9 protein-coding genes are annotated in these 14,096 nt (G+C 60.6%); 8 read left to right on the forward strand and 1 reads right to left on the reverse strand.

From position 1 onward, the window contains the following. Nucleotides 1-272: 272 nt before the first annotated feature. Nucleotides 273-1,595, reverse strand: coding sequence for an amidohydrolase family protein (locus BBOU_RS05385; RefSeq protein ID WP_026503066.1), 1,323 nt, complete (start codon nt 1,593-1,595; stop codon nt 273-275). A gap of 169 nt (nt 1,596-1,764) precedes the next feature. On the opposite strand from BBOU_RS05385, the gene BBOU_RS05390 reads away from it, so the two are divergent. From BBOU_RS05390 to BBOU_RS08890, 8 genes are all read left to right on the forward strand, one after another. Then, nucleotides 1,765-3,462, forward strand: coding sequence for a PucR family transcriptional regulator (locus tag BBOU_RS05390; protein WP_026503065.1), 1,698 nt, complete (start codon nt 1,765-1,767; stop codon nt 3,460-3,462). A 248-nt stretch (nt 3,463-3,710) separates the two neighbouring features. Further along, nucleotides 3,711-5,183: a purine-cytosine permease family protein gene (locus BBOU_RS05395; RefSeq protein WP_026503064.1), complete on the forward strand. Its 1,473-nt coding sequence runs from the start codon at nt 3,711-3,713 to the stop codon at nt 5,181-5,183. Nucleotides 5,184-5,291: 108 nt separating this feature from the next. After that, nucleotides 5,292-6,542 (forward strand): cytosine deaminase, encoded by a 1,251-nt coding sequence (codA, locus tag BBOU_RS05400; RefSeq protein WP_026503063.1) that lies wholly within the window; start codon nt 5,292-5,294, stop codon nt 6,540-6,542. A 985-nt stretch (nt 6,543-7,527) separates the two neighbouring features. Next, nucleotides 7,528-9,144, forward strand: coding sequence for an ABC transporter substrate-binding protein (locus BBOU_RS05405; protein ID WP_033490223.1), 1,617 nt, complete (start codon nt 7,528-7,530; stop codon nt 9,142-9,144). Between the two features lie 171 nt (nt 9,145-9,315). Continuing rightward, entirely contained in the window at nt 9,316-10,311 is a 996-nt protein-coding gene (locus BBOU_RS05410) for an ABC transporter permease (RefSeq protein WP_238552071.1), read from the forward strand. Further along, the gene (locus BBOU_RS05415) at nt 10,311-11,267 is read left to right on the forward strand and encodes an ABC transporter permease (RefSeq protein ID WP_238552074.1); all 957 of its coding nucleotides are present in this window, start codon (nt 10,311-10,313) and stop codon (nt 11,265-11,267) included. The genes BBOU_RS05410 and BBOU_RS05415 overlap by 1 nt, the downstream gene beginning before the upstream one ends. Further along, complete coding sequence (locus BBOU_RS05420) at nt 11,264-12,916, forward strand: ABC transporter ATP-binding protein (protein ID WP_051616798.1); 1,653 nt, start codon at nt 11,264-11,266, stop codon at nt 12,914-12,916. Before BBOU_RS05415 ends, BBOU_RS05420 begins: the two co-directional genes overlap by 4 nt. Then, nucleotides 12,913-14,013, forward strand: coding sequence for a peptidase C39 family protein (locus BBOU_RS08890; protein ID WP_051616796.1), 1,101 nt, complete (start codon nt 12,913-12,915; stop codon nt 14,011-14,013). The genes BBOU_RS05420 and BBOU_RS08890 overlap by 4 nt, the downstream gene beginning before the upstream one ends. Nucleotides 14,014-14,096 lie beyond the last annotated feature (83 nt).

Consider the following 14,096-nt stretch of genomic DNA (forward strand, 5'->3'; position numbering starts at 1 on the left):
GGAACCGGACGGCTGTGTGTGAGCCAATCCTCACAAAGACGCCCCCTCACGACAGCGGACCGACAGATTTCAGCATCGTTGGCCGCCACTTTGTGAGCCAATCCTCACATAATGACACCCGGAGCCGTCCTGTCCTGCCAAATCCGGCCACCGCACCGGCCAGTATGTGAGCGAATCCTCACACAACGGCATGCTCTCAGTCCAGCGGCAGCGAGCACGACAGTCCAACAATCCGACCGCCAAGCGCCCAACAGCAACCCAGCCGCATCCATTCACAGCAGTCCGGTCGCCGACTCCACACTCGTCGTCGCGGTGAACAGCGTCCGCCCACCGCGCACAGACCGCAGCACATCGCACCGCTCGTATACGGCATCGAAGACACTGTCGGCGTCCAACACCACGAAGTTCGCGGGCTTGCCGACTTCCACACCGTACGAGTCACGCATGCCGAGCGTGGTCGCCCCGTTGACGGTAAGGAACTTCATCGCGTCATCGATTTCAGGGAAGCTCATCATCTGGGCTACATGCAGCACGTAATCGAGGATGATCATCATATTGCCGTTGCCGAGCGGGTACCACGGGTCCTGCATGGAATCCTGCCCGAGCGACACGTTAACACCCGCATCGGTGAGCTCCTTGACACGCGTGATGCCGCGACGCTTGGGGAAGGTGTCCTGACGGCCCTGCAAATAGAGATTTTCGGTCGGAGCGCACGCGAAGTTGATGTGCGCGGCCTTGAGCAGCTTGGTCAGGTGGAAGAAGTACGCGTTGTCAGCCGATCCCAGGGAGCACGTGTGGCTCGCTGTAGTGCGCTCGCCGATGCCCGCGCGATAAGCGAGCGCGCTGAGCAGTTCCACGTAGCGCGAGTTCGGGTCGTCGGTTTCGTCGCAGTGCACGTCGATGAGCTTATCGTACTTGGATGCGAGCTCAACCACGGTGTGCATGGAGCGTTCGCCGAATTCACGGCATTGCTCGAAATGCGGGATGCCGCCCACACAGTCGGCACCCATGCGCAGGCCTTCTTCCACGAGGTCCGCGCCGCTTTCGCCGTTCGGCCCTTCGTAGGAGTACATGCCTTCTTGCGGGAAGGAGACGATTTGGATGGTCACCGTGTCCTTGAGCTCTTCCTTGAGTTCGAGGAGCGCTTTGAGTGAGGTGAGATTCGGGTCGGTGACGTCCGCGTGGGAGCGGATGTACTGGACGCCGTGGCGCAGTTCCATGCCGATGGCTTTGCGGGCGCGCGTCTTGATTTCATCGACGGTGAGGTCGGATTTCGTGTCGCTCCAACGTTGGATGCCTTCGAACAGGGTGCCGCTTTCGTTGACGGCGCCGGGCTTGCGAGCGGTGAACACGTAGTCGAGGTGCAGGTGGGTGTCGCAGAACGGCGGGGTAACGAGCTTGCCGCCAAGATCCACCGTTTCGACGCCGGTCATGTCGTAGCCTTGCGCGGGAAGGCTTGCGGCAAGGCCTTCACCGATGGCGGCGAAGCGGTCGTTTTCGACGAGGATGTCTTGGAGCGGTGCTGTTTGTGCGGCGGTGCTGCCGGGCCGTCCGGTGGCGATATGGGCGTTGGTGAACAGGGTTCTGGCGGTCATGGCTGGCTCCTTCCGGTTGTCGCACCGGTGCTGCCGGCTGGTACGGCCGGTGCGGGGTGCGGCGATCATGTTCGTAATGTCGTAATGTATGTCGCCTATTGTGGGCGGAATGTTGCGCGTCATCGTAACGTGGAGATGACGCCGCGAAGCCAAGAAATGGACATTTTGTATGACGCTGACGATGCAGGACGTGATGGCCGATCCAATGTTCGAACGCACCGCCCCGACAGTCGAGGCGGGAGAAGCAGGTATGAGCGGTACGGTCCGATGGGCGTACACAAACGAACGGTACGATATCGCGTCGTTCCTGTCCGGCGGCGAACTGGTGATCATCGAGGGAAGCGCGCTGCTCAGCCATATGGATGACAACGAAATCATCCGATATGTGGACACGCTAGTGGACGCCGGCGTGGCCGGGCTCGCCATCGAACTCGTGGAAGGCGTGCGCACCGTACCCCCGGCCATGATCGCACACGCGAATACACGCGCACTGCCCGTAATCGGCATGCATCGGCGGATGCCGTTCGTCGACCTATGCCAGTCCATCAACACGGCAATTGTGAAAGACCAACTGCTCGTGCAGGTACGCACGGATGCGCTCGCCACCACGATGCGCACCCGGCTCGCCACGGCACGCTCCGCACAGGATGTCGCGAAAACCCTCAATGACATATTCGGAGAATCCGTGGCGATATTCGATTCCGATGGGCTGGTGGTCGCGCATAGCGGCCCGACAATCCGCCCCGCTGATGCTGGCCGCCCGGCGGAACGGACGCTGGTGTTGGACGTGCGCAAGAATGGCGGGCCGCTTGCGAGCATCGAAATCACGCAACGCAATCGTCTTGCTGACGGTCAAATCGCCGAACAGGTCAGCGAGGTGATCCGGCAGGTGCTGCCCGCGTTCATCCAGACGCAACCTCGTAACGCGATGCTCGCCCACGTGTTGCGAGGACCGGCGAACGAACGTCATGCGACCGAACAGGAGGCCGGTGACGCCGCCGCGATGTTGCAAGCGATCGGGCTTGACAGTACGAATCAGTTGGTTCCGTTCGTGATCGGCATGGATTCGGTGTCGTCATCGATTGATGCGGTGTCGCGATGCTTGTCCGGCGAGGGGACCGCGACAATCAGCGGCGGTGACGGCGACGATGAAAACGGTGTCGATCATATTGGTGGCCGTATTGGTGGAGCCCCAGCGCAAGGTGCCGAAGAGGGCAATATCGTGGCGGATGAAGGTATCGTCGTGGATGTGCTGGAAGGCAACCTGCTATTCGGGTTGTATGCGGCGAGCCTCGGAAGCACCGACCGCGGCAACAGCGGCAGCAGTGCGAGCGCCGGCAAACAATCCGACAGCATCGCCGGCACACGGCTCGAACGGCGTCTCGCCGATGCGAGCGCTCTTCCTGGAATCTGGTGTATCTATGGCCGAGCCGTGTCGAGTGTCGGCATGCTGCTTGATGAATGCGGTTTGCTGCAATTCGCGGCGCGTGAGATGCCGCCCGCCGCCGGAACCGTGGCGAACCTGCTTGACGCCGCACCAAAACGGCTGCTCGGCATCGAGCGCACGCGGGATGCGGCGGGAACGTTGCAGTCGCTGATGCTTGGCGATGCCTTACTCGGCCACGATTCATTGTTGCGCACGCTGGAAGCTTGCTTCGACACGGGCGGCAATATTTCCAAGGCATGCGGGCTGTTGGGGATCCACCGGCAGACGATGTACAACCGGTTGGAGAAGATCGGCGACATGACTGGGGTCAGCAAAGACGATTGCATGGCCTGGCCGCTGCTACTGTGCGCGGCGAAACTCGCGGCGGTTGGACGGACGTCCTCCGGACGACCGACATCGGAACAATCAGCGACCCGATGACCAGGCAGCCCACGACGAACAGCCCACACAAACACCGTTGGCACTATCCACCAATCCAACTGGACAATTTGTCCATTCTCTGTTCGGACACCGTAATCCCCGGTTCACCATCGCGCAAATCACCCCAGCGATAGTACGAGGCAACAGCTCGTTTTCTTATGCGTCATGAATGCAACATTCATGACCAGTGATTTTCTCCGGAAAGCCGGTACAAGCCGGCAGTGGTAGCGATAGAAAGGCGGTGCCCAATGACACAGAGTATGACACTGGCATCAACCAATGAGATGCCGACAACGACATACGTCACCAATAACAGCAATAGCAATTACGAAGACTTCCTCTCAGTAGTACCCGAACAAGCAAAGACCAAAAGCCTGTGGGGCCAGTTCTGGGTGTGGTTCGGCGCGAACGTCGCCCCGATCAACTGGCTGCTTGGCGCTTTAGGCGTCCAGATGGGGCTCGGCCTGTGGGAAACCTTTGCCGTCATCCTCGTCGGCAACGTCATCGGCATGTCCGTTTTCGGATGCATGGTACTCCTCGGGCAGCGCACAGGCCTTACCGGTATGCTGCTCGGACGCCGTGTATTCGGACGCTACGGCAACTACATCCCGACAACCATTCAGGCCATCGTGGTCATCGGATGGTGCGCCATCAATACATGGGTGGTACTCGACCTCATCACAGCGTTGCTCATGAAAATCGGCTTGGTTGACTCCATCGCAGGTCATTTCGCGCTTAAGGCATGCATTGGCGCCGTTGTCATGATTATCCAGGTTGTCGTTTCCCTCTTCGGGTACAAAGCAATATCGACGTTCGAGAAATGGACCGTACCGCCCACTGTCGCCATCCTGCTGGCCATGACTATCGCAGCATGGGGCTTCATGGGCATCGATTGGCACTACGCGGGCACGCTGACCGGCACCGGAACCGACAAAGTCGCTGCCATCTCCTCCATCATGACCGCAATCGGCATCGGCTGGGGCTTCACATGGCTTACCTATGCCTGCGACTATTCGCGCTTCGTCAGCCGTTCTGTTCCACGCCGTAAGCTGTTCGGCGCGAGCGCACTCGGCCAACTCATCCCTGTGGTGTGGCTGGGCCTGCTCGGCGCGACGCTTGCTACGAAGTCCGGCAGCATTGACCCCGGCCAGCTTATCGTCGACAACTTCGGCGCACTCGCCATCCCCGTGCTGCTCTTAGTCGTGCACGGCCCAATTGCGACCAATATCCTGAACATCTACAGTTTCACGCTTTCCGTGCAATGCCTTGATCTCAAAATCAACCGTCGCGCTATCAACGTAGCGGTCGGCTTCTTCGCTTGGCTTGGCGTATGCTTGTTCCTCAGCCTGTCCGACATCGGCAACACCCTCGACAGCTGGTTGTCCAGCGTCGCCGGGTGGACTTCCGTCTGGGGTGGCATCATGTTCGTCCACTTCTACATCATCGAGCGTCAGCGTGACGACTTCTCCTCAGTTCTCGACGACCCCGGCAGTGATGGCATCCCTGTGGTCCGCTGGCAAGCCATGGTCGCGTTCGTTCTCGGCCTGCTCATGACCTGGATGTTCAGCTACGGCGGGCTGCCCATCTTCCAAGGGCCGATCTCCGCTGCTATCGGTGGCATCGACCTGTCATGGCTTGCAGGAATCGTCACCTCAGGTGGCGTGTACTATCTGCTCGCCCGCGCCACCAATCTGCGGGAATGCAACGCGCCCCTCGCCTAACCGCTCCATGCGGTGCGCCTTCGGCAAGTCAACCGAGGCGCACCGCCTCATTGTTTTCCCATGTTGTCATCGCCCATTGCCGTCACATGGTTTGTTGAAAGAAGCATCATGATTATCCATAACGTGCATGTCGAAAACTCTCCCGAAACGTCAGATGTCAAAATCACGGACGGAGTCATCACCGCCATCGGAACATCGCTACAACCAACCGGGAATGACGAGGTGATCGATGCCCAAGGCGGACTGCTGATTCCACCATTTGTAGACCCTCACGTGCACCTCGATGCGGCACTCACCGCAGGCGATCCGGAATGGAATGAGACCGGAACGCTGTTCGACGGCATCCGCATCTGGTCGGAGCGCAAGAAGACCTTGACCGTCGAGGATGTCAAAGACCGCGCGAGACGGACACTGCTGATGATGGCGAAACGTGGAATCCAGTACGTCCGTACTCATGTGGATGTGACCGACCCGAGTCTCACCGCGTTGCACGCACTGCTTGAACTTCGCGATGAAATCGAACCGTATGTGACACTGCAGATCGTTGCGTTCCCACAAGAGGGAATTCTCTCGTTCCCGCACGGCAAGGACCTCATGCGCGAAGCCGTCGAAGAAGGAGCCGACGTCGTGGGCGGCATCCCCCACTTCGAGTTCACCGCTGATTACGGCGCGCAATCGTTGCGGTTCCTGATGGATCTCGCCGAGCGTAACGACCGTCTGGTCGATGTACATTGCGATGAAATAGACGACCCGGCATCACGCAACCTTGAAACGCTCGCCACGCTCGCCTACGAGAGCGGCATGGGGGACCGGGTGACTGCAAGCCACACCACGGCGATGGGCTCATATAATGACGCATACACTTACAAACTGTTCCATTTGCTGGGAATGTCGCACATTAACTTCGTGTCGAACCCGCTGGTCAACATGCACTTGGGCGGACGCTTCGATACATATCCGAAACGTCGTGGCCTAACTCGCGTCAAGGAGCTTTCCGAAGCGGGAATCAACGTCGCATTTGGTGAAGACGATATCCAAGATCCATGGAGTCCGCTGGGAGCCGGCAATATGTTCGACGTGGTTCGCATGGGATTGTATGCGGCGCAGCTCATGGGATACGGGCAGATCATGGACTCATACCGCTATGTGACATACAACGGCGCCCGCACACTGCATCTGGCGCCCGCTGATTACGGTATCGCCGTCGGGAAGCCGGCAAACTGCATTATCTTGAACGCGCCAAACTTCTATCACGCGCTCAACGAGAACGTAGAGGTGCTCTACAGCATCCGACACGGTCGCGTCATTGCACGGACGACGCCGCATGAAACACATCTTTTCAATCCGGAACTTCACTGATCATGCCCGTTGTTGCCACTCCGACCGGCCCGCGCTAGGTGATTACTCGGTGCGGGCCGGTTTGTGTGTGAGTCCAGACTCACAAAGGCGCCCCCCGGGAACGCCGAATCGGGCAAATCCTGCCATCGCGATGCCGACGCTGTGAGCCTAGATTCACACAGACACCCTCGGGGACCACCCAATCAGGCCGATTCAACCAGCCCGGCCCTCACTGTGTGAGCAAGCCCTCACACGACCGCATCCAAGGCCCAGCGAACCGGCCATTTTCGGCGCCCGCACTCCCCGACATGCGAGCCGATACTCGCGCAACGGCCCGCCGGTACAGGGAAACAGCAGATTCTTACCAGTCAAACTGCCACCATCTGAGCCGATACTCACACAGCCACAGCCGCATCTCAAGCCATTGGACACAGTAGCGACGGCTCCAGCCTCCTCGCGTTTGCGCGATCGCGCATGTCTGGCCATACGCGGGACGGCAGACCCGCTCGCCGAACTGAGGTATCGACTGATATCTGATGCCTTGCGTATGTCTCAACATACGCAACCCGTCAATCGCCGGGCGCCCCAGCCGTACCAATCCGCATCCGCCGACTTACGTATGTCGAGACATACGCACGATGACGGGTCCAATGCCCGGACCGAGGCACCGGCTGGCATCCGTCGACTTACGCATGCAGGAACACACGCGGCCCGCACACCGCTCCGTCACCCCGCACCCCACCCAAGCACCCGCCTTCCGCCGACAACAGAGAACCCGACATCCCGGCACGTCGTCTGATATGCTGAATCGACTGTCCCCAGCGATACGAATTACTTATAGCGAGCGCGAGACCGCTGCCATACCGCCGCACATCGCGCGTGCCGGTAATTTCCCCGTGATGTGGGACAGGAATACTTTGGTAAACACAACGACATCCTGCATGCAGAACAGCGAGAACAACGCTTCGCTCAAACAGGCACAAGACACGGGAGAACAGATACGATCATGGGGCACACACTCCGCACCGGCCGCATCAACCGGTCAACATTCGCAATATTCATCGCGGCCATCGCCGCGCTCACTCTCACGCTCGCCGGCTGCGGTTCCAGCACCGCCAAATCGTCTGGCGACGCCAACAAGCTGACGGTCGCCATCGCGTCGGCGGTCAGCACGCTGAGTGTCAATCAGGAGGCCGGCAGCGCGAACTACCAGCTGGCGGCCCTCTATCAGGAGGGTCTCACCGGCGTCGACGGCACGGGCAAGGTCATCCCGGCGCTCGCTACATCTTGGAAGTCCAGCGACAACAAGTCGTGGGTGTTCACCCTGCGCAAGAATGTGAAGCTGCATGACGGCAGCACGCTGACCGCCGACGACATCGTGTACGCGATCAACGTGGCCCGCGATTCGAAGAAGTCCCCCGGTCTGTCAGTGTACTGGCCAAATTATGTGCAGTCGGCCGAGAAGACCGGTGACGACCAGATCACCATCACCTTGTCCAGCCCGCACAGCGATTTTCCGATTCAGGTGTCCAATGTGGCTGGCCTGTTCGTCACGTCGAAGAAGTTCTTTGATGAGGCGGGCTCGAATTACGGCTCGTCCAAGAAGCTCATCGTCGGCACGGGCCCGTACAAGGTCACTGAATTCGACCCATCCAGCCATGTGACGCTCACGAAGTTCAAGGATTATTGGGGTAAGAACAACGGCCCGCAGACGGTTCGCGTTGACTTTGTGGCCGAGGATTCGACCCGTCAGCTGGCGTTCACCAGCGGCAAGGTTGACGTGTCGTTCAACGTACCGGTGACGAGTGTCGCCCAGTGGCAGAAGAATGGCGCTTCCACAACCGCGTACGCCGACCGCTCCTACTACGGTCTGACTTTCGACCCGAATGTCGCTCCGTTCAACGATATCCACGTGCGTAGGGCGGTTTCCTACGCGGTGGACAAGAAGGCTATTGTTTCCGGCATTCTCAAGGGTTACGGCGAGGTCGCCACGGGTATTGACTCCCCTGAGCAGCTTGCCGGCTGGACCGACAACGATGCGAGCAAGGCCGCCAAGCAAACGGCTAAACTTCCTGCGATCAGCTACGACATGAAGAAGGCGAAGGCGGAACTCAAGCAGTCTTCCAAGCCGGACGGCTTCACGGCGACGCTCACTTACCCGACCGGTTATGCGCAGGCGGGTAAGGCGTCGCTTGCCATCGCGCAGAACCTCAAGGAGCTTGGTATCACACTCAACGTGAAGGAGGTTCCGCTGGAGCAGTGGCTGAGCGATATCGGCAACGGCAAGCAGGGTATCGGCTGGATGATCTACAATCCGACCACCCCGCAGCCGAACGAGGTCACGTCGTGGCTGCTGGCGGCGGGCGGTTCCGGCACGAACCCGGCTAATTGGAATAATGCTGAAGTGGCGGCGGAAACCGATAAGGTCGGCACGCTGGATAAGGAGTCCGACAAGCTGGCGCTCGTGCTGAAGAGCACTACGACCGCGCTGGATGAGGATATTTACTCGCCGATTTATTGGGGCAAGTCGGTGGTCGCCACGGCGAAGGGCGTGAAGCTCGCGAAGATCGGCACGTTCTGGCTCGGCACGAATTGGGCGGCGGATTTCAGCAAGAACGCGTAGCCTGATACGTGACACGTGATACCAGTTGCTGGAGGCCATCGCGTGTGGCTCTCAGGTGACTGATGGCTTGTCGCCCGTGGCGGATTCCGTCGCGGGCGACAAGCCATTCCCGCCAAACCAGCGCTTCGGCGGGGCCAAGTCCAGATGCGCATCGTAACGAAAGGCGGATTTGTGAAAGTCGCGAAGTTCATTGGCAGACGCCTGCTCAATCTGGTGATTCTGCTGTTCGTGCTGTCGCTGGTCACGTTCGGCCTGCTGTACTTGACGAACAGCGATCCGGCACGCACGCTGGCCGGCGCGAAAAAAGTCAGTGCGGCACAGCTCGCTGAAATCCGCCACCAGTATCATCTTGACGAGCCGTTGTGGAAGCAGTATGCGATTTGGCTCGGTAACGCTATACACGGCGATTTTGGTACGTCAATCCGCACGCAGCTGCCGGTGGCGCAGATGATCGGGCAGCGCGCGTGGGTCACGTTGACGTTGGCCCTGATGGCCATTGCGATTGCTCTGCTCATCGGCTTGCCGCTGGGCGTGGTTGCCGCGAAACGGCATGGCACGTGGCGTGATGGGCTGATTACCGCGCTGGCGGTGGTCGGGGTGAGTGCCCCGAGTTTTTCGGTCGGTCTGCTGCTACTCTACGTGTTCGCGGTCAAACTGGGCTGGTTCCCCGTGTATGGGCTGGGCGACGGCAGTTTCGCCGATGCTGTGCCGCATCTGCTGTTGCCGGCGATTACGCTTGCGGTCGGCTTGTTCGCCGCGGTGATCAAGGTGTCGCGCGCTTCGCTGCTCGAGCAGGTGGAGTCGGATTACACGCTGTTCGCGCAGTCGCGTGGCGTGTCTCGCGGCACGATTACCCGCTGGCAGTTGCGTAATGCGGCGCTGCCGATCATGACGTCATCCGGGTTGCTGATCGCTTCGCTGATTTCCGGCACGGTGGTTGTGGAGACGACGTTTTCACTTGGCGGCTTGGGCACGTTGCTGCAGGAGTCGGTGACGTTCAAGGATATTCCGGTCGTGCAGGCGGTGACGTTGCTGCTGGCGACCGTCATCTGTGTGACGACGGCGATTATCGACGCGTTGTACACGCTGGTTGATCCACGATTGCGTCCAAGTGGTGGACACCGCGGTTCTGCCGACGCACCGGCAAGCAAGGAAGGTGAGGCGTGATGTCCGACACGACACAAACTTCGACTCAAGCTCCGCTTCAACCCCAGCATGGGCCGCAGGAACCGGCTTCCCGGACCGCGTCCCGGACAACGCCGCAATCCTCGCCCCAACACCCGCGGCTGCTGCCGCTACCCACCCGCATCCGCCGCGCGATGAGCGGCTCGTGGGCGATGCTGGTCGCCACGCTGATTCTTCTTGCAACCGTTATCATCGGCCTGATTCCGGCATTCAATTCGCAGGCGTTGAAGCAGGATATCGTGCTCGGCGCGGTTCCCGCCGGCACAGACGGTCATGTGTGGGGCACGGACGCGCTGGGTCGTGACGTGCTCATGTTGACTATCGCCGGCGCCAGGACGGCCATCGCAGGCCCGGTGGTGATCGCTGTCGGGGCGATGGCGATCGGCCTTGTATTCGGTCTGCTTGCCGCGTATACGGGCGGCTGGGTGGATTGGCTGATCTCCCGCGTGGTGGAACTCATGCTTTCCCTGCCGACACTGCTGCTCGCCATTGTGCTCGCCGGCCTGATCGGCGGCGGCTACTGGGTGAATGTGCTCGTGTTCATGCTGTTGTATGCGCCGTACGAGATCCGCTTGGTGCGGTCTGCGGCGCTCTCGCACCTGCATGACCCGTTCCTTGATGCCGCACGGCTGCTGGAGCTCAGCCCGGTACGCATTCTTGCCCGCCACGTGTTCCCGGTAATCCGCCCGGTGGTCGGAGCGGCTATGTTCCTCGACATGAGCAACGCGCTGGTATCGCTGTCGTCGCTGTCGTTCCTCGGACTTGGTATTTCACCGCAGGCCGCTGATTGGGGCCGGCAGCTTTCGGATGCGCGCGACCAGCTATTCAACAACCCGATGACCGCAATCGCCCCCGGCATCGCGATCATCGTGGTTTCTGTCGCCATGAATATTGTGGGCGATTGGATTACCGCCCGCGCGGACAGAGGTGAGCGATGAGCATCATGAAGGACAACCGGCAATCGGTTGCGCAGCAAGGCGAAATCCCGCAGGATTCCAACACCACCACAACATTGGGGCAGGGGTCTGAAAGCCTGCAGGCCACGGCTATTACGCTTCGCGGGCTCAAGGTCCGCATCGGTGACGCCGAACTGTTGCACGGTGTCGATCTTGATATCGTGCGGGGCGAAACCACAGCCATCGTCGGTGAATCCGGTTCCGGCAAATCGCTGACCGCGAAGGCTCTCGCAGGCCTGTTGCCGCGGTATGCCCATGTGCAGGGGTCGTACAGCCTGCTGGGTGAGATGGTGAATTTGGCCGGCGACGGGCGCTCGTGGCGGGCGTTGCGTGGCGGCGCGATTGTGTGGCTCCCGCAGGACCCGTTCTCGTCGCTTGACCCGTTGCACACCTGCGGAACACAGATTGCCGTCGGAATGCGTGAAGGTTCCCGCGCCGAGCGCCGCGACCGTGCGCGGCAGTTGTTGACGGATGTCGGGCTTGACGCCGGTGTCGCCGACCGCTACCCGCATGAGTTGTCCGGCGGTATGCGTCAGCGTGTGGCCATTGCGGCGGCGCTCGCACCGCAGCCGCAGGTGCTGATCGCCGATGAGCCGACCACCGCACTGGACGCGCAAATGCAGAGTGGCGTCTTGGATTTGCTGGGCCGTTTGCGCGACGAACGCCAATTGACGCTTGTGCTGATTACGCATGATTTGGCGCTTGCCGCACAGCGTGCCGACCATCTGGCGGTGTTCCGCGATGGTAGGGTGGTCGAGACCGGCAGCCGGGACGATATCATCCGACACCCGCGAACCGCGTATACGCGCGAATTGCTGGCCGCCCATGCCGGCATCGGCGAGATGGAACGCCCGGCCATCGGCAGTGCCGTGGTGCGTGCCGAACATCTAGTGAAGCGTTTCGCCGGGGCTCCCCGACCGGCGGTCGATGATGTATCGCTCACCGTGCATGCCGGTGAAATTTTCGGCTTGGTGGGCGCCTCCGGTTCCGGCAAATCCACGGTTGCTCGCTGCCTGGTCAATCTGGAACGTCCTGATTCCGGCGATGTACGGTATACGGACGGCAAGGGCGGTATGACCGGCTGGTCGATGCATGTGGCGCAGCTCGTGTTCCAGAACCCGTACCAGTCGTTGAACCCGACGATGACGGTCCGGCAGACGCTTGCCGAGGCGTTGCGCGCGTCCGGCAGCCCTGCTGATGATGCGCATATCCGCAAACTGCTGGATGTTGTCGGTCTGGAAGCCGAGTATCTGGACCGCAAGCCGGGTACCCTGTCAGGCGGGCAATGCCAGCGCGTGGCCATCGCCCGCGCCCTTGCACCGCAGCCGAAACTGCTAGTGGCCGATGAAGCGGTGACCGCGTTGGACGCGAATGTGCAACGCCACGTGTTGGAAACGTTGCTGTCGCTGCGGGAACGCACGGATTTGGCGATCCTGTTCATTTCTCATGATCTTGATACGGTCCGGCGTATCGCCGACCGGATTGCGGTGATGGTGGACGGACGGATCATCGAAGAGGGCTCCACCGCAGAAGTCATGGACCATCCGAAACACGAATACACGCGCAAGCTCATCGCCTCGGTGCCGCAAGCGCTGTCCGTGAACCTTGCAGGCGAGGAGCGCCATCAATGAGCGCCGCGGAGACCCAACGTATGCAACGTGCACAGAACACACGGCACGTCGCCTACCGCGCGATCCCCGTCCCCCAATCCTGCGGCGCCGACGCCAAACGGCAGCAGGCTGCCGGCCGCACAACAACCGGCGATACCATCACAGCCGGCGCCCGGCACGACGGTATCTGCTCGATTTATCTCAAACTGCCGGAAGTCACGCGCGCCGCACTGGTCCAAGCGCAGGGCGCGTTGGAACGTACGGTGTATACGGCCAGCGATGGGCAGGATACCGCGTTTCTGTTGGGCTACCACCGTCCGCATACCGCACAGGAGAAGCTGTGCACGTTCAGTGGCGCGGAGCGGCTGCGGGAGGGGCTTGTCGAATATGCGGCGCTGCATGCAATCCGCGGTTCGCACGTGATCACGGTCAAAACGGAGCCGGGAGTCTACGCCGAACAGGCGATGACGACCGATGACGGGCAATCATGGCATCCGTTGGACGAGCATGAGCATTACCGGCAGACCACGGAGTTCACCTGCGGCCCGGTTTCGCTGCTCAACGCGATGCACCGGTTGCATCCGCAGGTGACGGCGAACCGCGTGGATGAGCTGCATATCTGGCGTGAGGCGACGATCGCAATGGCGTGCGAACCGTACGGTTTGGCATTAAGCGCGATGAAACGCGGGGAACAGCCGCGTATTATCGTTTCGAAAACCGGGCCGGTGCTCAACCCGGCAGATGGTGCGATGGGCATGCTCGATGCCGCGATGTCTCTCGACGTGCAGGAGCATTTCGCAACCCAGGCGCATGCGGCCGGCATCCCCGTCGAAGTCATGCCGTTCACTGCGGCGGATGTCGCCAAGCGGCTTGATGGCGGGCGCGTGGCGCTGGTACTCATTGACGAGCATGTCATGCATGGTGAAATCTGCCCGCACTGGGTGACAGTTACCGGCATGTTGGCTGATGGCACGCTGCTGGTCGACGACCCGTGGATTGATGAACCGTACGGTGAGACATTGGTCGACGCCTACCAGTTGCCGATCCGTCAGGCTGATTTCGATTTGATGATCCACTACGATGAGCCGGCGAGCGCCCAGGCGATGATCATCCTGTAGCCGCCGTATCGGCTTTGCCTAGATAAGTGCCGTATAGGCGAAAGCCCGGCAGGACTCGTACGTCCATGCCGGGCCTTCGTTAT

Origin of the sequence: Bifidobacterium boum (genome assembly GCF_000741535.1) — a bacterium.
GTDB lineage: Bacteria > Actinomycetota > Actinomycetes > Actinomycetales > Bifidobacteriaceae > Bifidobacterium > Bifidobacterium boum.

Excerpts from the sequence above, each read along its gene's own strand:
- BBOU_RS08890 (WP_051616796.1), top strand. The coding sequence starts at position 12,913 with ATGAGCGCCGCGGAGACCCAACGTATGCAACGTGCACAGAACACACGG.
- BBOU_RS05390 (WP_026503065.1), top strand. The coding sequence starts at position 1,765 with ATGACGCTGACGATGCAGGACGTGATGGCCGATCCAATGTTCGAACGC.
- BBOU_RS05385 (WP_026503066.1), bottom strand. The coding sequence starts at position 1,595 with ATGACCGCCAGAACCCTGTTCACCAACGCCCATATCGCCACCGGACGG.
- codA (WP_026503063.1), top strand. The coding sequence starts at position 5,292 with ATGATTATCCATAACGTGCATGTCGAAAACTCTCCCGAAACGTCAGAT.
- BBOU_RS05395 (WP_026503064.1), top strand. The coding sequence starts at position 3,711 with ATGACACAGAGTATGACACTGGCATCAACCAATGAGATGCCGACAACG.
- BBOU_RS05420 (WP_051616798.1), top strand. The coding sequence starts at position 11,264 with ATGAGCATCATGAAGGACAACCGGCAATCGGTTGCGCAGCAAGGCGAA.
- BBOU_RS05405 (WP_033490223.1), top strand. The coding sequence starts at position 7,528 with ATGGGGCACACACTCCGCACCGGCCGCATCAACCGGTCAACATTCGCA.
- BBOU_RS05415 (WP_238552074.1), top strand. The coding sequence starts at position 10,311 with ATGTCCGACACGACACAAACTTCGACTCAAGCTCCGCTTCAACCCCAG.